The sequence below is a fragment of the Pedobacter sp. KBW06 genome (assembly GCF_003852525.1).
GTDB lineage: Bacteria > Bacteroidota > Bacteroidia > Sphingobacteriales > Sphingobacteriaceae > Pedobacter.
This window is the reverse complement of record NZ_QAJL01000003.1, coordinates 356,084-378,251: the sequence shown is the minus strand read 5'-3', so window position 1 is coordinate 378,251 and position 22,168 is coordinate 356,084. Positions and strand designations below refer to the sequence as shown.

At 41.9% G+C, this 22,168-nt stretch carries 18 protein-coding genes and 1 riboswitch; of the genes, 12 read left to right on the top strand and 6 right to left on the bottom strand.

All coding sequences use genetic code 11. The annotated features are described in order from the left end of the window. The first annotated feature begins 17 nt into the window (after positions 1-17). The 6 genes from DBR43_RS16460 (at position 18) to rplT (ending at position 5,413) form a co-directional block, all read left to right on the top strand. Positions 18-1,322, top strand: coding sequence for an MFS transporter (locus DBR43_RS16460; RefSeq protein ID WP_124582718.1), 1,305 nt, complete (start codon positions 18-20; stop codon positions 1,320-1,322). 34 nt (positions 1,323-1,356) lie between these two features. After that, complete coding sequence (locus tag DBR43_RS16455) at positions 1,357-2,085, top strand: (Fe-S)-binding protein (RefSeq protein WP_124582716.1); 729 nt, start codon at positions 1,357-1,359, stop codon at positions 2,083-2,085. Positions 2,086-2,258: 173 nt separating this feature from the next. Then, on the top strand, positions 2,259-4,184 hold the full coding sequence (thrS, locus tag DBR43_RS16450) for a threonine--tRNA ligase (RefSeq protein WP_124582714.1): 1,926 nt from the start codon (positions 2,259-2,261) through the stop codon (positions 4,182-4,184). Positions 4,185-4,197: 13 nt separating this feature from the next. After that, entirely contained in the window at positions 4,198-4,767 is a 570-nt protein-coding gene (gene infC / locus DBR43_RS16445) for a translation initiation factor IF-3 (protein ID WP_008238148.1), read from the top strand. A 26-nt stretch (positions 4,768-4,793) separates the two neighbouring features. Continuing rightward, positions 4,794-4,994, top strand: a complete 201-nt coding sequence (gene rpmI, locus DBR43_RS16440; RefSeq protein WP_041887185.1) for a 50S ribosomal protein L35 — start codon at positions 4,794-4,796, stop codon at positions 4,992-4,994. Between the two features lie 74 nt (positions 4,995-5,068). Beyond that, on the top strand, positions 5,069-5,413 hold the full coding sequence (rplT, locus tag DBR43_RS16435) for a 50S ribosomal protein L20 (RefSeq protein ID WP_073229174.1): 345 nt from the start codon (positions 5,069-5,071) through the stop codon (positions 5,411-5,413). 68 nt (positions 5,414-5,481) lie between these two features. On the opposite strand, the gene bioD is transcribed toward rplT, so the two are convergent. The 3 genes from bioD to DBR43_RS16420 all read right to left on the bottom strand — a co-directional run bounded on the left by bioD (position 5,482) and on the right by DBR43_RS16420 (position 8,094). Then, positions 5,482-6,093: a dethiobiotin synthase gene (bioD, locus tag DBR43_RS16430; RefSeq protein ID WP_124582711.1), complete on the bottom strand. Its 612-nt coding sequence runs from the start codon at positions 6,091-6,093 to the stop codon at positions 5,482-5,484. Then, positions 6,086-7,219, bottom strand: a complete 1,134-nt coding sequence (locus DBR43_RS16425) for an aminotransferase class I/II-fold pyridoxal phosphate-dependent enzyme (RefSeq protein ID WP_124582710.1) — start codon at positions 7,217-7,219, stop codon at positions 6,086-6,088. The genes bioD and DBR43_RS16425 overlap by 8 nt, the downstream gene beginning before the upstream one ends. A 98-nt stretch (positions 7,220-7,317) precedes the next feature. Further along, positions 7,318-8,094, bottom strand: a complete 777-nt coding sequence (locus DBR43_RS16420; protein ID WP_124582707.1) for an XRE family transcriptional regulator — start codon at positions 8,092-8,094, stop codon at positions 7,318-7,320. A gap of 134 nt (positions 8,095-8,228) precedes the next feature. On the opposite strand from DBR43_RS16420, the gene DBR43_RS16415 reads away from it, so the two are divergent. Continuing rightward, complete coding sequence (locus DBR43_RS16415; protein WP_124582705.1) at positions 8,229-8,576, top strand: GIY-YIG nuclease family protein; 348 nt, start codon at positions 8,229-8,231, stop codon at positions 8,574-8,576. A gap of 53 nt (positions 8,577-8,629) precedes the next feature. On the opposite strand, the gene DBR43_RS16410 is transcribed toward DBR43_RS16415, so the two are convergent. Next, the gene (locus DBR43_RS16410) at positions 8,630-11,818 is read right to left on the bottom strand and encodes a basic secretory protein-like protein (RefSeq protein WP_124582703.1); all 3,189 of its coding nucleotides are present in this window, start codon (positions 11,816-11,818) and stop codon (positions 8,630-8,632) included. Between the two features lie 191 nt (positions 11,819-12,009). Then, complete coding sequence (locus DBR43_RS16405) at positions 12,010-14,478, bottom strand: transglycosylase domain-containing protein (RefSeq protein ID WP_124582702.1); 2,469 nt, start codon at positions 14,476-14,478, stop codon at positions 12,010-12,012. 282 nt (positions 14,479-14,760) lie between these two features. Here DBR43_RS16405 and DBR43_RS16400 point away from each other — a divergent pair, with 282 nt between their 5' ends. Both DBR43_RS16400 and DBR43_RS16395 read left to right on the top strand, forming a co-directional pair. Further along, entirely contained in the window at positions 14,761-14,952 is a 192-nt protein-coding gene (locus DBR43_RS16400; RefSeq protein ID WP_124582700.1) for a hypothetical protein, read from the top strand. 188 nt (positions 14,953-15,140) lie between these two features. Then, complete coding sequence (locus tag DBR43_RS16395) at positions 15,141-16,019, top strand: polyphosphate kinase 2 family protein (protein ID WP_124582698.1); 879 nt, start codon at positions 15,141-15,143, stop codon at positions 16,017-16,019. Between the two features lie 343 nt (positions 16,020-16,362). Here DBR43_RS16395 and DBR43_RS16390 read toward each other — a convergent pair whose 3' ends face one another. Then, positions 16,363-17,616, bottom strand: coding sequence for a serine hydrolase (locus tag DBR43_RS16390; RefSeq protein ID WP_233603004.1), 1,254 nt, complete (start codon positions 17,614-17,616; stop codon positions 16,363-16,365). A 114-nt stretch (positions 17,617-17,730) separates the two neighbouring features. Further along, positions 17,731-17,936: riboswitch (cobalamin riboswitch) on the top strand. 97 nt (positions 17,937-18,033) lie between these two features. Between DBR43_RS16390 and DBR43_RS16385 the strand changes: the two genes are divergently transcribed. From DBR43_RS16385 to DBR43_RS16375, 3 genes are read left to right on the top strand one after another with little or no spacing between them, the layout of a single operon-like run. Continuing rightward, a complete protein-coding gene (locus DBR43_RS16385) occupies positions 18,034-20,094 on the top strand; it encodes a TonB-dependent receptor (protein ID WP_124582696.1) in 2,061 nt (686 codons plus the stop codon). A gap of 1 nt (position 20,095) precedes the next feature. Beyond that, positions 20,096-21,247 (top strand): YncE family protein, encoded by a 1,152-nt coding sequence (locus DBR43_RS16380; RefSeq protein WP_124582694.1) that lies wholly within the window; start codon positions 20,096-20,098, stop codon positions 21,245-21,247. Positions 21,248-21,294: 47 nt separating this feature from the next. Next, positions 21,295-22,146, top strand: a complete 852-nt coding sequence (locus DBR43_RS16375) for a cell surface protein (RefSeq protein WP_124582692.1) — start codon at positions 21,295-21,297, stop codon at positions 22,144-22,146. Positions 22,147-22,168 lie beyond the last annotated feature (22 nt).

Below are 22,168 nucleotides of genomic sequence, written 5' to 3'. Positions count from 1 at the left end.
GTTGCCTTATTTAATACATGGAACAAAAAAACGACAAGAAAGTTATTCAGTCATGGGCCTTCTTTGACTGGGCAAATTCTGCTTATAACTTAGTCATCACCTCTACTATTTTTCCTACTTATTATACCATTATTACGACGACTTCGGCGCATGGCGATCAGGTGACTTTCTTTGGGTTTAAGTTTACAAATACGGCTTTATCGAATTATGCCCTTTCCCTGGCTTACCTGATCATGGTGATCTTGCTGCCCATTCTATCCGCTACTGCGGATTATAGAGGGAACAAGAAAATCTTTATGAAGTTCTTCACCTATATTGGTGCGATTGCCTGTATGGGGCTGTTTTTCTTTAAGCTGGAAACGCTGGAGCTGGGGATCATCTGTTTCGTTATTGCAGCAATGGGGTATATCGGAGGGGTGTTGTTCAATAACGCTTACCTACCTGAAATTGCAACCAAAGACCAGCAGGACCAGGTGAGTGCAAAGGGCTATGCTTATGGTTATGTGGGTAGTGTTTTACTGCAAATCATTTGTTTTGTCTTTGTCCTGAAACCTGAACTTTTTGGCATTACTGATGGCTCATTACCGGCGAGGCTGTCTTTTCTTCTGGTCGGAATCTGGTGGATTGGTTTTGCACAAATCCCTTTTCGTCACCTGCCTGCAGGGAGTCCTAATTATACGGCAATTAATAAAAATCTGGTACATAGTGGCTTTGAAGAACTGGGAAAAGTATGGCGGCAACTGAAAGGGATGCAAGTCATGAAACGCTTCCTGCTGGCTTTTTTCTTTTATTCCATGGGCGTGCAGACGATTATGCTGGCTGCGGCCGGATTTGGTGAGAAGCTGCTGCATCTGGGAAGCGAGAAACTGATCGCAGTAGTGCTGATCATTCAGCTGATTGCGATTCCGGGTGCTATGGGCATGTCTAAAATGGCGAAAAAGATCGGTAACGTGCGGGTACTGATTCTGGTCATTGTGATTTGGGTGCTGACCTGCACTTGCGCTTATTTTGTGAGCAATGAGTATGAGTTTTATGCCCTCGCAGGTGTAGTTGGCCTGATTATGGGTGGTGTTCAGTCGTTGTCCAGGTCTACTTATTCTAAATTTATTCCTGAAAATACACCAGATACGACATCATTTTTCAGTTTTTACGACGTAACAGAAAAACTGGCCGTCGTGATCGGACTCTTTAGTTTTGCCTATATTGAAGAGCAAACGGGCGACATGCGCAATTCTGTACTGGCATTGGGCGCGTTTTTTGTTTTAGGATTGATATTTTTGCTACTCCTTAGGAAAGTAGCACCAAAAATGGTTAAAGGTTAACCATCATACATTTTAATAAGACCAATAGATACACATGAAGATAGAATTATTTGTTCCTTGCTTTGTTGATCAGTTATATCCTGAGACAGCATTTAATACGATAAAGCTATTAGAGAAAGCGGGTTGTGAGGTGTTTTATAATTCTGCCCAGACTTGCTGCGGACAACCGGCGTATAATGCGGGATACTGGGAGCAGGCGAAAGAAACAGGAACGAAATTCCTGAACGATTTTTCGGAAACAGATTATATTGTCGCCCCTTCGGCTTCCTGTGTCGGGATGGTAAAGAATGGGTTCAGTGATTTGTTTACCAATACCATTGTTCATAATAAATGCAGAAATATACAATCCAATATATTTGAGCTTTCAGATTTCCTGGTCAATGTGCTGAAAAGAGATTATTTCGGGGCAGAGCTGGATGGAAAAGCAGTATATCATGACTCCTGCAGCGGACTGAGAGAATGTAAGATCAAAGAAGAACCGAGGCTATTGCTGTCTAAAGTTCATGGCCTGGAAATGGTAGAAATGAAAGATACCGATATGTGCTGCGGTTTCGGGGGTACATTTTCCGTGAAATTCGATGCGATTTCTTCTGCGATGGCAGAGCAAAAGGTAAACAACGCACTGGAGCAGGGAGCGGAGTATGTGATTTCCACAGACCTTTCCTGTCTGATGCATTTACAGGGATATATCGATAAAAATAACATCCCTTTAAAAACAATGCATTTAGCGGATGTTCTGGCGAACGGATGGTTAGAATATTAGTTTTAGGCGGCATTACCTGAATAACCCGGAGAAATATTGAACTATAAACGCTATATTTGCTCTTAGACGATGAGAGCATCTCTAGTTGTTTGCAGTAATGTTTTATTACACGTAAAATAAAAGTTATTGTAAATGTTTATAAATCAATTAATTCACTAAAATCATAGTTGTAGATGATTAACATTACATTACCTGACGGCTCCAGTCGTCAGTACGAAAAGGGCACAACTGCCCATCAAATTGCACTCTCTATTTCAGAGGGATTAGCGCGCAACGTTTTAGCAGCCGAAGTTAACGGTGAAATCTGGGATTCTTCAAGAGCGATTGAAGGAGATGCTTCTGTGAAGTTGTTAACCTGGAATGATACTGCTGGTAAAGCTACTTTCTGGCATTCTTCTGCACACATTATGGCGGAAGCATTGGAGGCTTTGTATCCGGGTACAAAATTCGGTATAGGTCCTGCAATCGAAACCGGTTTCTATTATGATGTAGATTTCGGCGACAGAGAGTTTTCATCGGATGATTTCAAGACCATTGAAGCCAAGATTTTAGAACTGGCCAAGCAGAAAGAAGTTTTTGTTCGGGAAAGTGTTTCTAAAGCGGATGCGATCAAGTATTTTACAGAAAAAGGCGATGAGTACAAGCTGGACCTGTTAGAAGGTCTGGAAGATGGAAAAATTACGTTCTATAACCAGGGACAGTTTACTGACCTTTGTCGTGGGCCACACATTCCAAATACCGGTTTTGTTAAAGCCGTTAAATTGATGAATGTTGCTGGTGCTTATTGGCGTGGTGATGAAACAAAAAAACAGTTAACCCGTATTTATGGGGTTACTTTCCCTAAGGCAAGTGAGCTGACTGAGTACCTTCATATGATTGAAGAGGCGAAGAAAAGAGATCACCGTAAATTAGGTAAGGAACTGGAATTGTTTGCTTTCTCTGAGAAAGTAGGAATGGGCTTGCCATTGTGGTTACCGAAAGGTGCTGCATTGCGTGAACGTCTGGTTCAGTTTTTAACTAAAGCACAAGGTAAAGCCGGATACGAGCAGGTAGTTACCCCTCATATTGGTCATAAGAACCTGTACATTACTTCAGGTCACTATGAGAAATATGGTAAAGATGCTTTTCAACCGATCAAAACTCCGCAGGAGGGAGAGGAGTTTTTCCTTAAACCGATGAACTGTCCTCACCATTGTGAGATTTATAAAGTTAAACCACGTTCTTATAAAGACCTTCCTTTGCGTTTTGCAGAGTTTGGAACAGTATATCGTTATGAGCAGAGCGGAGAGCTTCACGGGCTGACAAGAGTTCGTGGGTTTACTCAGGATGATGCCCATTTATTCTGTCGCCCGGACCAGGTAAAAGAAGAGTTCAAGAAAGTGATCGACCTGGTATTGTACGTGTTTAAATCTTTGGGTTTCAACGATTACATTGCACAGGTGTCTTTAAGAGATGCGGAGAACAAATCGAAATATATTGGTTCTGATGAGAACTGGCATCTGGCTGAATCTGCGATCATTGAAGCTGCTGCAGAAAAAGGTTTACCTACTGTAGTTGAATACGGTGAAGCGGCATTTTATGGTCCGAAGTTAGACTTTATGGTGAAGGATGCTTTGGGAAGGAAATGGCAGTTGGGAACAATTCAGGTGGATTACAATTTACCGGAGCGTTTTGAACTGGAATATACCGGAAGCGATAACCTGAAACACCGTCCGGTGATGATCCATAGGGCCCCATTTGGCTCGCTGGAGCGTTTTATCGCGGTATTGATCGAACATTGCGCAGGTAATTTCCCATTATGGCTTTCGCCTGAACAGTTTATCATTCTGCCGATCTCCGAAAAATATGAAGATTATGCGAAAAAAGTTTCAGATGAACTAAATAATTCCGATATTCGCGGTTTGATTGACTTTCGGGATGAAAAAATCGGACGGAAAATCAGAGACGCAGAGGTTAAAAAAATACCTTACATGCTGATTATCGGTGAAAAAGAGATGGCAGAAGGAAAGGTATCAGTGCGTAAACATGGTGAGGGAGATTTAGGAGAAATGACTCAGCAGGAGTTTAGTGAATTATTAATCAAAGAAATAACAATTTAAATAGTATATAAATTTGGCATTAGGCAGACCAGGATTTAACAGGGGACCACGTCCTCCTTTTAAGAAAAAAGAAGCAGAACATAATATTAATCAGTTTATCAGAGCTCAGGAGGTTAGATTAGCTGGAGATAATGTTGAACCGGGGATCTATCCTTTGGCAAAAGCTTTAGCCCTTGCCGACGAATTGGAATTGGATCTGGTTGAGATTTCTCCAAATGCAGTGCCTCCGGTATGTAGGATCATTGATTACAGTAAGTTTGTTTACGAGCAAAAGAAAAAGCAGAAAGAGATTAAAGCAAACGCAAAACAGACCGTAATTAAGGAGATCCGTTTCGGTCCTAATACCAACGATCACGATTTTCAGTTCAAACTGAAGCACGCGGTTAGTTTCCTGGAGAACGGGGAGAAGGTTAGGGCTTACGTACACTTTAAAGGTAGAGCAATTGTTTACAAAGAGCAGGGAGAGATTCTCTTACTGAAATTTGCACAGGCGCTTGAAGATATCGGTAAAGTGGAGTTATTACCTAAGTTAGAGGGCAAGCGTATGTTTTTAACGCTGGCTCCAAAAGTTGCTAAAAAATAAATAAATTACATAAATAAACACAGGTTATGCCAAAAATGAAAACCAATTCCAGTGCTAAAAAGCGTTTTTCGCTTACTGGAACAGGTAAAATCGCAAGGAAGAATGCCTACAAAAGCCACATCTTAACTAAGATGTCGACTAAACGTAAGCGTAATTTGGGTCACACTTCAATGGTGTCCGCAGCTGATATGGGCAACGTTAAGCGTATGCTTGCCATCGGTAAATAATTAAATTTTTAACCAGGTACCCGGTAGTAAGTTTGCTGTAATACGCAACACCGTTTATCAAAAAACAACACACTATGCCACGTTCGGTAAACGCAGTAGCTTCGAGAAGAAGAAGGAAAAAAGTCCTTAATATGGCCAAAGGCTATTGGGGATCAAGAAGTAAGGTTTTCACCATTGCTAAAAATACGGTAGAAAAAGGTTTGCAATATGCATACCGTGACCGTAAAGTTAAGAAAAGAGAATTCCGTGGATTATGGATTCAACGTATCAACGCTGGAGCACGTCAACATGGTATTTCTTACTCTCAACTGATCGGTAAATTAGCTACTAAAAACATCGGTTTAAACCGTAAAGTTTTAGCTGATTTAGCAATGAACCATCCTGAAGCTTTCAAAGCTGTTATTGATGCAGTAAAATAGATCGTAAGATTATTTTAATAAAGAAAAAGGGAGCAATTAGCTCCCTTTTTTTATGCGCGGTATTTTTCTTAGAAAAGAAGGTTATCCCCGGCTTTTTGTACACTTTCCTTATCCAGGTTTTCCAGTTGAGGAATTCTTCCCAGGACGGGGATGCCGGAATAGGTCGTGATGTAACGCTCCGATTCTTCATTGGCCGGACCATTGAAAATAAGGCCTTCTACCTCGATTCCCTTTGATTTCAGTACTTCCAGGGTAAGAAGGGTATGGTTGATACTGCCCAGATAGTTCTGGGAAACGACAATCACTTTTGCAGATAAGCTTTTAATGAGGTCAAGGATCAGTTCCTGTTCGTTGATCGGAACCATTAAACCACCTGCACCTTCAATCACCAAATGATTGCTGGTTTCCGGAGCTTTAATTGCTGCCGTAGATAGGGTTATACCATCTATTCTTGCGGATAAATGAGGGGAAAGCGGTTGGGTAAGTTTGAACTGCTCCGGATGGATCACCGTTTTCTGGTTGCTGATGAGTTGTGCCACAGACAGGCTGTCGCTATTGTCCAGGTCTCCGGATTGAATGGGTTTCCAGTAATCTGCCTGTAGCTTTTCCGTCAGGATGGCACTCACTATTGTTTTTCCGATACCTGTTCCGATTCCGGTGATAAAATAAGTTTTATTCATGTTGTTTTAATAAGACCAGCTGACTGATCAGGGTTTGAATTTCTTCATTACTATTATAGGTATGCAGGCAGATCCTTAGCCGTTCACTTCCTTTAGGAACCGTAGGGCTTAATATTGCACGGACATCCAGCCCTTTTTGCTGAAGGCTTTCTGCTGCAGATTTTGCTTTGATACCACTGTTGTAAAGAACAGTTTGAATACTGCTTTCACTTGGTTTATGTGCTATTCCGGCAATTTCCACGGCCTGGCTATACTGTTTGATCCTTTCGGTAATAATGGGTGTATGGTCTGTTTCTGCAAGCAATTGATAGGCGGCATGAATGCTGACTATACTATGCAGGGGCGCGGCAGTGGTATAGATAAAGGACCTGGCAAAATTAATCAGGTATTCGCGCAGGGCAGGACTTCCGAGCACAATTGCCCCATGACAACCTAAAGCTTTTCCAAAGGTGACAACCCTGGCAAATACTTCCTGTTCCAGTCCGAGTTCCTGAACCCTTCCTGTTCCATAATTTCCGAAGATGCCTAAGGCATGTGCTTCATCGACAATCAGGTTTGCGCCGTAATGCTTACAACAGGCATTAATGGCTGCTAATGGAGCAAGATCCCCATCCATAGAATAAACACTTTCTACGAGCACATAAATGTTTCCAGTAGCCAGTTTCAGTTTGGCTTCCAGTGCTGCTATGTCATTGTGTTTGAAGGTATACCTGCTGGCATGGCTCAGGCGGGCCCCGTCGATCAGACTGGCATGAATGAGTTCATCAGAGATGATGGTGTCTCCACGCTGTGCTAAGCTCGAAATCAGGCCAATGTTGGCATCGTACCCGGAGTTAAAAATCAGACCGCTTTCTGCATCATGAAATTTGGCGATCATCGCTTCTGTTTCCTCTGTAAAGACATGATTTCCGCTGAGTAACCTGGAACCACCTGATCCGGTGCTCAGATTGGGAATTTGGAGGAGCAGGGCCTCTATGTGGTTTTTCAGTACAGCTGATCTGGAGAAGCCCAGATAATCGTTGGAGCAAAAGTCTACAGGCAAATGGAGTCTGGATAGTTTTCTCAGTGATCCGCTATCCGCTCTGGCTTGTAAACGCTCTTGTATAAACTGCGCTGCTTTGTTCATAGGGGTCAAAAATAAAGAAAGCAGGAGGAACCTGCTTTCTTTATTTTGATTTTATGACAAATCACCGTTTCCGGTTGGTTAAGCTGATGTATTTCTCCTTAATTTTTGTTGAGCTGTGAGATCGATTTCTGCATTTGCGCCATCATGCTGCTCAGCGTTTCAATGGAAGGTTCAGGTGTAGGGTCGGGAAGGGTGGAAGAGATAAAAGCCTTGGCTTTCCATATTTCCAGAATTTCATCCGAAGCAATGGTATAAGGATCGTAGATCTTGTTATCAGAGATCAGCTTCAATTCTTTGTTTTCCTTAAAGCGGTTTCCTGCTCTCTTATAAACTACACCTTCGTTTTTGCTGATGACGATATAGGTTTCTCCGGTTTTCACATCATTCCAGTTGTCCAGGTATTCCGCAAGGATGATACTTCCCGACTGGATCGGCAACATGGAATCTCCCAGGATTTCGAAAGCCCTGAAAGTTCCCTGTTTTAAGAAAGGGAGCGGGAGCTGAAACTTAGGCAGGTCCTTGATGTATTCCGGATCAGAGAATCCGTTCAGGTAGCCGGCACTGGCTTTCACCGGAACCATTTCTATGTTCTCATTGTCGTCCTTATCCACAGAAATGCTGAGAATTCTAAGGTTGGAACCCTGGCTTTTTGGCTTGGGTTTCCAGTTATCGTTTATATTTTCGTTAATAAACTCATCTATCGTGAGGTCAAAATATTCTGCTATTTTTTTTAGCAAATCATATTTAGGCTCAGCCCTGTCTTCTTCGTACGCTCCGATGAGCGATCTCTTAATACCCATGGCATCAGCGAATTGCTGCTGTGTGTGGCTTTTTTTCTTTCTTAGGTATTTCAGGTTGGAGGAAATATTTGACATAAAATAAAAGTTTAATATTTATTTGTTTTTACTAATATTGTTAGTATTATTGTACCAATAAAGTTAGTAATATTTATTCGAATACCAAATAGCTGTACTAACTAAATTAGTTTATATCATTTAATCCTTTAGTCATGAAGAAATTTGTATATATCGTAACTGATAGAAACCGCAAGAGTTTACATGTTGGAATGAGTTCTGATTTAATTAAGACGCTTGATTTTTATAAGCAGATGCCTAGTTTATTTTTTGATTGCGGCGAGCAGCTGACCAGATTGGTTTATTTCGAAGAGTTCAAAACTGAAGCTCAGGCATTGAGCCGGTTTAAGGTCATCAGCAGGTTTACCAGAATGCAGAAGGAGCGGATGGTGAGGGCTTGTAACCCCAATTGGATTGATCTGACGATCGGATTGGATTTTGAACACATCATCAGCAGCAAGAAGCTGACGAACCAGGTGAATCTCCCCTTTATTCTATCATAGATTTTGAACCGGGACACCCCAACCGTTTGCCGGGGTGTTCCGTTCAAATGATTTTACCAGCCTGGGGCAAAGGTTAACCCAAATACACCGGCTTTAACGTCTTTACGTTGTAATGGAAAAGCATAGTAAGGTTCCAATACAAAATAACCAAATACATTGACCCTTAAGGATACACCAAAGCTGATCGCAGGGACGCGCTCATTGGTTACCTGTTCCAGAATAGGGTCACCTGCAGCATCTACTTTTGGATTTCCCTGAGCATCTTTTCCAGGTTGTGTGGTGTAGCTCGGCTGACTTTTGAATACGATCTTATTGCCCTGATTCCAGGCCAATCCTGCATCGAAGAAAAAGTTAAGGTCAGTAAACAGGAACTTGGAAGGGATTTGTGCTAACTTCTTAGGACCTGTAAAGGGCAGGCGGACCTCAAAATTGAAAACGGCCACTTTATTTCCTGACAATTGGTTAATGTCAAAATCTCCGCTGGTAGAGTTGCGGCTTTTATAGAATGAATTCGCTTCGTAGCCTCGGATGAAATAAGGATACCCGATAAATAGTGGATAAAGTCTTTCTCCATCTTTACCGATTCTCATATAGTTGAATGTTCTGGCAGCAATGGTAAATGGTTTCAGTCGGACATACTTCCTGGCATCCAGGGAAAGGGCGTAAAATTTATAATCGCCAAAATATTGTTCAACACCCACGCGGTACCTGAATCCATCCAGAGGAGAGGTAATACCCATAATGGAATTGTCGCCTACAAATGAGGCATTGGCCTGCATAATGGTAAATGAATTTAGCGAAAAGCCCAGTTCTCTGGAAGCTTGTGCTGTAGGAATCCGTTTTTTATCTGATCCAAGATAACCTCCGCTGATGCCGCCACCAAGGTCTTCATAATAATTGCTGAAACGGTCTACGCGATAGCTATAACGGGAGAAAGCACCACCCAATTCAAATCGGTGTACTTTATTAAATGGATAGGCACCAAATACCTGTAACTGTTCTTCAAAAGTACGAATGATATTGGTGCGGTCGTTGAATACGTTGACTTTTCCATTGCGCCCATCCAGTTGTTCGGCCGCTACATCTCTGAAACCTGATACATATGGGGAATGGGAAATGGCTGCACCCCAGTTGATTCTGCTCGACTGGTTAATGTAACCTACCAGACCACCGAAATCATAGATCTCTCCATTGATGGCAAGGTTCGCAATGATTTGATTCTTACCAAGAATATCACTGAAACGTCCGGAAATACCACCCTGTACGCCTGTTCCAAAGCGACTGGTAGAAACGCCTACTCCGCCACTATTGGCCAGGTAATCCAGTTTGAACTTAGGTCTGTAAGGAACCAGTCTCATAGAGTCTGTGATCGTTTTTTCGAAACGCTCAAAATTTGCAAGATTGGAGTTCACGATGTCTACGCCCAGATTCTCCATAGGAGGGAGGACTGCCGCATCAAAATTTACCTCATTTGCATCTACGGCCTTTGACCTGAAGTTGCTCAGTGGGGAATTGTATAAAGTATAGCGTTGTGAACGGTAATAACTGTACACAATATCGTCATTTCTGGAAACGGACATCGCCGGAGAGAATTCCGTGATTCCGCTGATCCCTGTAAAATAGTCGGTCAGCTGTTTTACCTTTTTATCAGAAAGGTTATACTCGTACATATTTCTGAAACCATCTCTGTTGGAAAGGAAGAAAATCCTGTTACTATCTCCGGAGAACTGTGCATTTAAATTGTTGGCACCGGCAAATACCGGAACATCGGTCAGGGTTTTAGTTTCGATGTCATAGATCGTCAGGTTGATCGGATGAACAGCGGTATTCGCATTTTTAGACATCGAAGCCCTGTCGGAAGAGAAGACGATCTTCTTTCCATCTGGTGCATAATTCGGCGCATAATCGGAATAATTGTCGTTGGTAATCTGAGTCACCTGTTTTGTTTTCAGGTTGTAAGAGAAGATGTCACTCTGGCCTTCCACCATACCTGAAAAGGCAATGTCATCGCCATTGGCGGCCCACGACAGGTTTCCAAACTGCGTCACTTCGCCCATTGGCGCACGGAGGTTTACTTTTCCTGTGGCCACATCAATGATCATCAGCTGGTTTCTTCCTTTGCTGAAGATACTGAACGCAAATTGTTTACTGTCCGGCGACCAGGTTCCTGCAGATTCCAGGAAGTTAAAGTCGTCAATATGGGAGTTGGAAATCTGACTGCTGAGCTTTCGGATGATCTTCCCCGTCTTTGCATCTGCAAGGAAGAGGTCGATTCCAAAGAGGTCTTTCTCAGACAGGAAAGCAAGGTATTGCCCATTCGGGCTGATTGCCGGGGCCACATTCATATTTCCTGCATTCTTATTGTCTATCACTTTTGTACCCGTAATTTTCACCTGTGAGCTGTCTGACTTTAACATCGGGCGGTAATGGGCTTCAATCGCGTTTTTCCATAAGCCTGAAAGGGTACGGTCGTCATATCCAAAAGTATACCTCAATCCATTTTCATACCCATATTTGGCGGTTGCCTTAAATAAGGGAACGATGGTGGTATCGCCATAAACGGAACCTACAAAGGTCCAGAAGGCTTGTCCATATCGGTAGGGAAAATATTTATTGGAGTTGGTCAGGTCTTTTAAAGAGGGGATATCTCTGTTCAGGAGGGCGTCTCTCATCCACATGGAGGTAAAAGCGTCTACTTTTCCGATAGAAAGGTATTCTGCCATCCCTTCGACCATCCACAATGGGGTCTGGCTAATGCTTTCCAGCCCGATAGAATCCTTTTCGAGCAAAGTGTGGTATTGGAAGGCATGAACCAGCTCATGTCCGAGTACATGTCGGGTTTGGTTGTTCAGTTCCATAACCGGCATGATTACCCTATTCTTGAAAGCTTCTGTTACCCCACCTGTACCAATTCCGATTTCTCCGTTCAGCGCCGTTGTGGTCTGGAAATCCGGGTGGTTGTTGTACAGAATGATTGGGTTCTTCCTTAAAAAGGTATCTCTGAAAATTTCCTGATGCATTTTGTACCAGGTCTCTGCATCCTGTGCAAACTTCTTGATTAGTTTCTCATTTTTAAGGTAATAATAGATCTCAAAATGAGGTGTTTGCAGGACTTTGAATTTCTCATTCTTATACCTTACAATGTTTTGTCCGAAAACCTGGGCACGGACAGCAGTCGCAGATACGAGGAGAATAATCAATACAGGGAGTAATCGTCTAAAGAGAGTAGAGCTCAGATTCATAGCGTGATTATGTTGGTTGTGTTTAAATTTACGCAAAATTGTCTTATTAAGTTTACTGGCTGACATCAGTTATTTCAAGGAGAACGTCCGGGAGAGGCAATACGCTACAGCGGGGGAACAATTTGAGCAGGAAGCTTTGAGCAAATGCCCCGGACCTTTTGGGGTGCGGGGCATCGTCAGTATGTCTGCTGTTATTGGTTGTTTTTTTCCTGCTCTTTTTTGATGCGTTCTTTTTCCTTCTCTTCTTCCCGCTGTTTCTTTCTCAGTTCTCTTTTTTCCTTTCTGGTTAAGGGAACTTCAGCTGCAGGTTGCTTGGCCGGTTCAGGAGCCTTCTTTTCTTCAGTTTTGATGATGTCTTCTTCCTTCAGCACCGGTTGCTGCGGTTCCTCTACTGCAGGAGTAGCTAAGGCTGTAGAATCTACTGACAAGCTATCCGAGACTGCCGTGTCTACCCGAATCCTCGGACTTGGACAATTGATCTCTCTGGTAATTTTCACCTTTGATTTAGGGAATGCTCCGTAAGTATATCCTGTACTTGGGTCATGGTACACTTTCTCCATAAACTTAGCGAAGATCGGTAAGGCTGTTCTTGATCCTTCTCCGGTTTCCCCGTTTTTGAAGTGTGCGGTACGTTCATCACATCCTACCCAAACACCGGTAACCAGGTCTTTTGTAACCCCCATATACCAGGCATCTACATAATCAGATGAGGTTCCTGTTTTTCCGCCAATCTGGTTGTTGTTTTTCCAAAGGTCCCATTCCCACAGCGCCTGAGAGGTTCCTCCCGGTTCTTCCATTCCTCCTCTGAGCATGTAAAGCATCAGCCATGCAATTTCTTCAGAAAGTACTTTTTTTGTTTTCGCTTTAAACTCTTCAATGATGTTATCGTCCTGATCGGTGATTTTTTCAACAAGAATCGGTTCGGTTCTTACGCCTTCATTCAGGAAGGTGCTATAGGCCCTTACCATCTCAAATACGGAAACATCATTTGGACCTAAACTTACCGATGGCACTGATTTTAGCGGACTTTCAATTCCACATTCATGCGCCCATTTCACTACATTTTCTGCACCAACGGCTTCTGTAACCTGTGCGGTAATGGTGTTTACTGATTTACCCATTGCCCAGCGAAGTGACATTTCGCGATAGCTATAGTTCCAGTCTGCATTTTTAGGCTCCCAATATTCCGTTTTGCCATTTTCTTCATATTTGATTTTAACCGGCTTATCCGTGAATTTATCACATGGGCTCATGCCATCCTGCAATGCAGCAAGGTAGGCGAAAGGCTTAAAGGTAGACCCTGCCTGTCTTTTGCTCTGGTTAACGTGATCGTATTTAAAGAACTTATGGTCGATTCCACCAACCCAGACCTTGATTTTACCACTAAAAGGGTCCATCGTCATCATTCCGGTATTCATGATTTTTCCATAATAACGGATAGAATCCATAGTAGAGAAGAGGGTATCGCGATCACCTTTCCAGGTGAAGATTTTCATCTTTTTCTTTTTATTAAAATAAGCAGTCACCGAATCCGGAGTATTGCTGTATTTTTTTTCCAGGAGGGCATAGATCGGTAGTTTGCGCATGGCACGGTCCGGATAGTCTACTTTTTTCTTTTCAGAATCTTCCCATGGATCTTCTTTCCCCCAAACACTGTAGAATCTTCTCTGGATGGTTTTCATTTGTTCGGCAACAGCTTCTTCTGCATATTTCTGAAGCTTGGAGTCGATGGTGGTATAAATTTTCAACCCGTCTTCGTACAGGTCGTAGTCATTGTCATCGGCCCATTTCTCCAGATACTTGTCAACAGCTGCTCTAAGGTAAGAATCTCCATCACTTCCTTCATCTACGCGGCCTTCCTTAAGTTTAATAGGTAAATTTTTATAAGTATTCAGTTCTGCCGCAGTGATGTAATTGTATTTGTTCATCTGAGCCAGGGCCACATTTCTGCGTTCCAGTGCTTTAGCAGGATTCTTTATCGGGTTATAAAGGCTTGTACCTTTCAGCATGCCCACAAGTAATGCGGATTCCGGAACTTCCAGTTCATTGGCCTGCTTATCAAAATAAACCCTTGCAGCGGTCTTAATACCATAAGCATTGTTTCCAAAGGATACGGTATTAAGGTACATGGTAATAATGTCGTCTTTAGGATAATTAGCCTCTAACTTCACGGCAGTCATCCATTCCTTTAACTTGGAAACAATGGTGCGGACTACAGGAATATGTTTGATGAATCCTTGTGATTTGTTGTACCTGGTACGGTAAAGGTTTTTGGCAAGCTGCTGTGTAATGGTACTCGCTCCGCGCTTGTCGCCGGTAGCAGTAGAGAGTCCGCTGGAAAGCAAAGAACGGAAATCTATCCCCATATGGCTATAGAAACGAACGTCTTCGGTGGCTACCAATGCTTTGATGACGCTGGGTGCAATCTCATTGAAACTTACCGGAGTCCGGTTTTCTTTATAATAGCGGCCGATGAGTTTTCCATCAGAAGTATACAGCTCAGAACCCACACGAAGGGTAGGGGCTTTTATGTCTTTATACGATGGGGAGTAACCAAATAACCATAAGAAATTGAGCTGTAACGCGCAAAAGAAGATGATAATGCAAAACAGGAATATGCTTGGGTAACGGATATACTTATTGCGAATTTCTTTAAACATGGGATAAAGATCAAAAAAACGTAAAACAGTTAGTGTTAAATTGTGTTAAAACTTGCAGTACAAATTAACGTAATTAATTTACTTAAATTTTATTCTATATTTAAATTAAAGGACCCGGAGAATAAAGCAGAAGTTCAGGCTCGTAAAGAAAGGGTGTAAAGGAGCTTGACAACTGCCTAAAAATTAAGTGGTAACCCTTAATGATGAAGAATATTTGATGGGGAAACAAAATTGGAATATTGATTTAGCTTAACTATTTTAGTGCAAATAATATAACTGGATATGGCGAATTTACTTTGGGTAATCTTAGAACTGCTGTTGAATTTTACGCAGCCAAAATCAAAGAGATCAACTGGAAATGCCCTGCTAGGGGTAATTGTTGTTTCTGCTTTATTATTGGTAGTCATCCTTATCTATCGTTATCATCCGGAATCTGCACCTAAAGACTGGTTGGGAAATGCTAATATTTATTAATGGCAGCAATGCCGCTCTGCCTGGCATGGTAGATTGATTTCCCATAATTACTGATCTTTAAATAATCCTTAACGGATTATTGGAACACATTATAGCATATACCATTCCAATAATCCTTAACGGATTATTGGAATGGTATATGCTATAATGTGTTCCAATATCATTCCGGCACCAATAAACTTTAAACAATGAAAAAAGAAATCGAAAAATACCTGGCTGTTCCGGGCAAGAAAGTTGTATTAAAAGACTACCAAACCAGTTACGATGGCGATCAGGAAAAAGAAGATGGGAAGCAGGAGCTGGAAGAAATTAAGGAAAGGCTAAGTAAACTACAGGAAACGCTCTACGCTGCAAATGCATATTCTGTTCTTATTCTTTTTCAGGCAATGGATGCTGCAGGAAAAGACAGCGCAATCTCGCATGTAATGTCTGGATTGAATCCACAAGGATGCCAGGTATACAGTTTCAAAACCCCGACTTCCGAAGAATACGAGCATGATTTTTTATGGCGTCATTATAAAGCATTACCGGAAAGAGGCCGGATCGGTATTCATAACAGGTCACACTACGAAAATGTACTTGTTTGTAAAGTTCATCCGGAGTATGTGCTGAAGGAAAATATTCCAGGCTATCAGGACGTCAGGAATATAGACGACAAATTCTGGAAACGCAGATATGAAAGCATCCGTAACTTTGAGAAACACATCTCTGACAATGGAACTGCCATCATCAAAATTTTCTTAAACGTTTCCAAAGATGAACAAAAGGCCCGTTTCCTGGATCGCATCAATGACCCTGCAAAAAACTGGAAGTTTTCATCCGCAGATATCACAGAGCGGGGTAGATGGAAGGAATATATGGAAGCCTATGAAACGGCAATAGAAGAAACTTCTACGGAACAGGCACCATGGTATATTATCCCTGCCGATAAAAAATGGCACGCAAGATTGGCGATCAGCCAGATTCTGGAAGAACACTTTAACCGGTTGGAGCTTAAGTTCCCGGTTCTTGAGGAAGCAGAGATGAAAAAACTGGAGGAAATCAAAGAAGAACTTTTAAAAACGTAAAAACAGAAAAACGGAAAAAGAAGCAATCTGTTCGATGGCTGAAATCTTCGCCCTGAAGGGGGCAAATCTTTCTATGCCCTCTCACAGACCGCATCTTTTTCCTGAATAGCATGACGCTTACCCGCCAATTGGAAATACAACAAGCTATTGGCAGCAGGCAGTTAAAAGCGTTACAATATACCTGGTTTAGCTAATCGCCATAGTTTTTTAAACATTTGGCAGGTAGCTTGTGGGTTTTCAGGAAAAAGATGCGTATTATGAAAAGGCATAGAAAGATTTGTCCCCTTCAGGGCGAAGATTTCAGCCTTTGAATAAAATGCTTCTTTTTCCCTTAACAGACGAACTAGTAAACAAGTTTGAATTTGCTCAAATCCGGACTTCGCTCACGTTTCCTTTCCAGTTCATATTGATAGATGATGCGTCCTATATTTCCCATGAAAGGATAGCATACAGTTTCGTACTCATATTTATTGTCATTATAAATGCCATCATCATTAGAATGGATCACTGCAGTGAGGAAGAACTCTACTTTGTTTTTCAGGTCTACGATATAGGCATTGTCAATGATGAAGCCATAAGAATCTCCATATTTGTTAAAGATCCGGATGTTGGGTTCGATGACCGCATCCTTTTCCCGGCCATAATACAACATTTTTGCATAGGATGGCCAGAATTCAACAGGATTGTAAGAAGGATAAATACTTTCTGTAGGTAATTTACTCATTTGGGTGTAGATGAGTTTATAATCTTCAGGGCTTAGGTTAAACCTTTCATTTTCCGGGAATGCTTCGGGACTGATCAGTTTCCTCATCATGGCCTGCTGATCAGAGATGCTAAAGGCATTTTTGTTTTCCAGACTGAAAGGTTTATTGACCAGTTTATCGGCGCTGTCGAGATAACCTTTCCCCATGATGGTATTTGTGAGCTGAAGGGGATATTCTTTAGGATCGTATTGTTCTTGCTGGGTGTAAATCAGTGCGTTTTTATGGTAGAACCTGATCGGGTTGGTGTGCTTTGCAGGTTCTCCTGAATCGCCGATGGCCAGTCTGTTTAGGATCCTGCTGTCATTGAAGCCATACTTTTTTAGTTTTGCATTGATTTCTGCGCGGCCAATAAATTCAAAAAGGCGGTTAAACGCATCATTATCGCTGGTCAACAGGATCTTTTTAATATAATGTTCTACAGAAGGAAGGCCATCTGCGGAAGTACTGTCTTTGGCTACTTTTGTTTGTCCGGCATAGGCCGAATCTGTAAGCATGGTGTTTTTGGAACTCAGGTCTTTTACTTTTAGCTTCAGTTCATTAATTTTCTCCAGGGCAAAGATCACTGCGGCGAGTTTTACGGTACTGGCAGGGTAGAAGTACCTGTGGTTGTCGAGGTTGTAGCTATAGGTTTTGAAGCTGGGGATGTTCTTATTGTTTCTGTTTACCTGTGTATATAACAGTTGTACTTGATTTTTCTGGGGGTGGTTGAGGATCTTGGAGAAGAGTTCTGGATTGTTGCGCATCAATTGTTCAATGAGGACAGTGTCTGTTTGTTGGGCCATGGTATTGAGGCTGAACATCAGGATGAGTAGGGTAGGGATTTTCGTCTTCATCGTTGTCGTATCGTTAATTGTCTTATTGTTAAAAGAATGGTAGTCCTAAGATAGCAAGGAAATGCTAAATAGTATATCAATTGTAAAAGTTTGTTGTTAGCTGGATATTTGAGTACCTTTGCCTCGCTTTTTGGTTCCTGGTGGTAGCACCGGGATTAAAAGGGAATACGGCGTGATTCCGTAACTGTCCCGCAGCTGTAAGCTCCATAACGGTATTCAAATCGAAGCCACTTGTCTGATCTGGAATTTCCGGTGATGGATTGGGAAGGTAGGATATCCGGGAGTAAGTCAGAAGACCTGCCAATAAGTGTAATATTTCATAGCTTTCGGGGATTGAAGCTTGGAGTGAGTGCTTGTTTTTTGTATTTCATTTCCTTGATCTAACTGTTTGCTGTGGGTAAATAACTCACAACAAAAATGAGAAGAAACAATTTTACCATTAAAGGTATAAACCCTTGTTTTTTTACTTTTCTGGCCATCAGCTGGCTTGGGGGAATTATGCCTTTAAATTTAAAGGCACAGACCGATACGGTAAAGTTATCCAGAAAGGATTCACTGAATAAGATCAACGAACTGAAAGAAGTACAGATCAGGACCATAAAAATCACCAGAAGGCAAACTTCCTCAACACCCTTACAAATTCTTTCCGGTGCAGAACTCGAAAAGCTGAACAGTCTTTCTGTTGCAGATGCGGTGCGTTTCTTTTCTGGAGTACAGCTTAAGGACTATGGAGGGATTGGCGGCTTGAAAACGATCAATGTCCGTAGTATGGGCAGTAACCATACAGCCGTATTTTACGACGGGGTACATCTTGGAAATGCACAGAACGGACAGGTCGATCTTGGGAAATTTTCTTTGGACAATATCGAAGAGATCGAATTATATAATGGACAGAAAAGCACAATCTTTCAACCTGCAAAGGGCTTTGCATCGGCAAGTTCCTTATACCTGAAATCCAGACAACCAAGTTTTGAGGATGGACGGACCAATCGTTTTAAAGGAGTATTTAAAACAGGTTCCTTTGGCCTCGTTAACCCTTCTCTACTACTGCAATCTAAAATCACGGATCATACCTATAGCTCTGTCAGTGCGGAGTTTAAAAATGCGAACGGGCGTTATAAGTTTCGTTCTACCAATGGGAGCTGGGACACTACAGGGGTAAGGACTGATGGAGATATCCAAAGCATGAGGCTGGAATTGGGCCTGAATGGGATCCTTCGGGACAGCAGCAAATGGAGTGTGAAACTATATGGTTATAACGACAACCAAGGTTTACCGGGAGCTATCGTTGCGAATGTCTGGCATTTTTCTCAGCGGCAATGGAACCGGAATCTCTTCGCACAATCGACTTATGAGAAAAATATAGGGAAATATAGCCTGATGGCTGCGGCAAAATATGCAAACGATTACCAACGTTACCTGAATCCTGATATTGTGTCGGTGGATGGTCTTTTAGACAATAGGGTTCATCAGCAGGAAATTTACCTCTCGCTGGCAAATAAGTTTAAGGTCAATAATTTCTGGGACTTAGTCTGGTCTGCAGATTATCAGATGAATGATATGAACGGCAATCTTTATCGCTTTGCCTATCCAAGGAGACATACTGTTTTAAATGCATTGGCCACACAGTTCCATTTTGGCAAAGTAGATATTCAGGCAAATGTATTGAGTACACTGGTGTACGACAAGGTGGAGACCGGACCACTTCCCGATAACCATAATGAACTCACACCAACAGTTATGGTATCCTGGCAGCCATTTGGCCAAAAGGAATTTAGAATACGTTCTTTTTATAAGAGCATTTTCCGGATGCCAACACTAAATGATTTGTACTTTACCTTTTATCAGCCCCGGTCGATTAAGCCTGAGTATACCAAACAATATGATCTCGGATTTACTTATATAAAGGGCTATGAAAATCAGGCCTTAACCCAGTTCTCTATACAGGCAGATGTGTATTACAATAAAGTAAAAGACAAAATCGTTGCAGTTCCGGGAACTTCACAGGCGATATGGACGATGATGAACCTGGGCCTGGTAGGGATAAAAGGTCTGGATGTAAATATGCAATCTGCATGGCAGCTGAACAAGGATTTTAGCCTGAACGCTGGTTTGAATTATACCTACCAGCAGGCTTTAGATATAGATAAGGCATCAAGAACTTACAGGGACCGGATTCCTTATATTCCTTTACACAACATTTCAATCCTGGCGAGTGCATCATATCAAAAGTTTTCCATGAACTACAGTTATCTTTATACCGGGGAACGCTATGACCAGTCGGCCAATATTCCTGTTAATTATATACAGCCCTTTTATACGCATGACATGGCGATACATTACAATACCATGCTCCATAAGCGGAAAATCCGTCTGACTGCAGAGGTGAATAATCTCCTTAACCAGCCATTTGAAGTGGTTACCAATTACCCGATGCCCGGTCGTTCCTATCGTTTTAGCCTAACTTATGATTATTAATATGAAGAAAATCAGATATAAATTTCAAAATGCATTCACATTTTTACTGCTAGCGGTAACACTGATGAGTGCTTGTCGAAAAGATCTTCAACCACCAAAAGAAGAAAAAGAGTATTTATTTCCACCAAGACCCAACGACCCTGTTAAAGGTATTTATTTGGTAAACGAAGGCAATATGGGAATGAACAAAGCCTCTCTTGATTATGTAGACTTTGAAGCCGGACAATATAGAAGGAATATTTACAACGAAGCTAACCCCTTGCAGGTTAAAGGCCTTGGAGATGTGGGTAATGATGCAGGAGTGTATGGTTCCAAGTTGTACATCGTTGTTAATATTTCTAATAAGGTGGAAGTATTAGATGTGAAAACGGGTAAGCGTATCCAACAAATTAACATTACCAATTGCCGGTACATTACTTTTAATAAAGGCAAAGCTTATGTGAGTGCTTATTTAGGGCAGGTGGGAAATCCCGCAGAGCCAAACGGGATTGTCGCAGAAATTGATACAACCACCTTGTCGGAAGTCAGAAGGGTGAAAGTAGGGCGGCAACCGGAAGAAATGGCGATTGTTAAAGATAAATTATACATTGCCAACTCCGGAGGATACAGCCCCGGCAATTATGAACGTACCGTTTCTGTGGTAGATCTAAACTCTTTTACCGAAACAAAACGAATCGATGTAGCCATTAACCTTCACCGCTTAAAAGCGGATAGATTTGGCGACCTGTATGTAACCTCAAGAGGAGATTATCTGGACATTCATTCCAAGTTATTCGTGATCGATACCCAGACAGATCAGGTAAAATTACAATATGATATTGCAGTGAGTAATTTAACGATTAGTAATGACGTTGTCTATTTCTATGGTTCTGAATGGAGCCATAATACCGGAAAGATGACCGTTTCTTATGGGATGCTGGATGTGCTCAGTAAGAAAGTGCTGGATAAAAAATTTATTACCGACGGAACGGACAAAAATATTGTGATCCCTTACGGAATTGCTGTTAATCCTTTTACGAAAGAAGTATTTGTAACCGATGCAGGGAATTATGTTTCACCGGGAGTACTGTATTGTTTTAGTCCGGAAGGCGTAAAGAAATGGAACGTGACTACAGGAGATATTCCTGCTCATTTTGCTTTTGTTTACAGATAAGAAAGAGACTAAAGAGGGCACAATTAAATCATTATAAATCAAACACAATGAACACTAAACATTATCTGGGTATCACGCTTTTGGCAAGTGTATTATGGTTTGGATGTAAAAAGGACCGGAAAATCGACAGTCCTGTTGTTCCTGAAAGTAATCAGTTTGTAACCAGCTTAGTCGAGTATGTTCCTGCACCGGGACAGTTTATCAATCTTTCGCTGGGCAATATGAATGCGGCAAAGAGCATTTTAGGGAAAGAAGGGCTGGTTAGCCTGGGCGCATGGGGCGGATACATTGTTCTTGGATTTGACCATACTGTGCCTAACCGAAAAGACCTTGCAGACATTATGGTAAAAGGTAACGCGCAGTCAAATTTTGCGGAACCAGGGATCATATGGGTGATGAAAGACGACAATAAAAATGGTAAAGCCGATGATACCTGGTATGAGATCGCAGGAAGTGAATTTGGTAAAACAGGGTATTTACGGAATTACGAAGTGACTTATACAAGACCGGTACCCGGCACAGGAGATGTGAGCTGGAAAGACAATCAGGGAAATACAGGAGTGATAGGGAACAATACTGTTCACAGCCAATCTTATTATCCGGACTGGCTTAGTAGTACTGAATACACTTTGAAGGGCTCATTACTTCCTTCTACCAATATAAATATGACGAATCCAGGGCTGATTACGAGCATGCCTTTCGCCTCAGGATATGCAGACAACCTGGTCGCCGGAGATGCAATTGACATTTCAAATGCGGTAGATAAAGATGGAAAAAGCGTGGTCCTGTCGGGCATAGATTTTATCAAAATCCAAACGGGGATTCAGGCAAACCTGAAAGCCGTAGGGGAGTTTTCTACAGAGATTTCCAGTGTCGCAGACCTGAGTCTTGTTAAATAAATGTACACTACCTAAACATTAT

Excerpts from the sequence above, each read along its gene's own strand:
- DBR43_RS16460 (WP_124582718.1), top strand. The coding sequence starts at position 18 with ATGGAACAAAAAAACGACAAGAAAGTTATTCAGTCATGGGCCTTCTTT.
- DBR43_RS16415 (WP_124582705.1), top strand. The coding sequence starts at position 8,229 with ATGAAGAAATTTGTATATATCGTAACTGATAGAAACCGCAAGAGTTTA.
- bioD (WP_124582711.1), bottom strand. The coding sequence starts at position 6,093 with ATGAATAAAACTTATTTTATCACCGGAATCGGAACAGGTATCGGAAAA.
- DBR43_RS16390 (WP_233603004.1), bottom strand. The coding sequence starts at position 17,616 with ATGAAGACGAAAATCCCTACCCTACTCATCCTGATGTTCAGCCTCAAT.
- thrS (WP_124582714.1), top strand. The coding sequence starts at position 2,259 with ATGATTAACATTACATTACCTGACGGCTCCAGTCGTCAGTACGAAAAG.
- DBR43_RS16375 (WP_124582692.1), top strand. The coding sequence starts at position 21,295 with ATGAACACTAAACATTATCTGGGTATCACGCTTTTGGCAAGTGTATTA.
- DBR43_RS16455 (WP_124582716.1), top strand. The coding sequence starts at position 1,357 with ATGAAGATAGAATTATTTGTTCCTTGCTTTGTTGATCAGTTATATCCT.
- rpmI (WP_041887185.1), top strand. The coding sequence starts at position 4,794 with ATGCCAAAAATGAAAACCAATTCCAGTGCTAAAAAGCGTTTTTCGCTT.
- DBR43_RS16425 (WP_124582710.1), bottom strand. The coding sequence starts at position 7,219 with ATGAACAAAGCAGCGCAGTTTATACAAGAGCGTTTACAAGCCAGAGCG.
- DBR43_RS16385 (WP_124582696.1), top strand. The coding sequence starts at position 18,034 with ATGAGAAGAAACAATTTTACCATTAAAGGTATAAACCCTTGTTTTTTT.
- DBR43_RS16405 (WP_124582702.1), bottom strand. The coding sequence starts at position 14,478 with ATGTTTAAAGAAATTCGCAATAAGTATATCCGTTACCCAAGCATATTC.
- DBR43_RS16420 (WP_124582707.1), bottom strand. The coding sequence starts at position 8,094 with ATGTCAAATATTTCCTCCAACCTGAAATACCTAAGAAAGAAAAAAAGC.
- rplT (WP_073229174.1), top strand. The coding sequence starts at position 5,069 with ATGCCACGTTCGGTAAACGCAGTAGCTTCGAGAAGAAGAAGGAAAAAA.
- DBR43_RS16395 (WP_124582698.1), top strand. The coding sequence starts at position 15,141 with ATGAAAAAAGAAATCGAAAAATACCTGGCTGTTCCGGGCAAGAAAGTT.
- DBR43_RS16410 (WP_124582703.1), bottom strand. The coding sequence starts at position 11,818 with ATGAATCTGAGCTCTACTCTCTTTAGACGATTACTCCCTGTATTGATT.
- DBR43_RS16400 (WP_124582700.1), top strand. The coding sequence starts at position 14,761 with ATGGCGAATTTACTTTGGGTAATCTTAGAACTGCTGTTGAATTTTACG.
- DBR43_RS16380 (WP_124582694.1), top strand. The coding sequence starts at position 20,096 with ATGAAGAAAATCAGATATAAATTTCAAAATGCATTCACATTTTTACTG.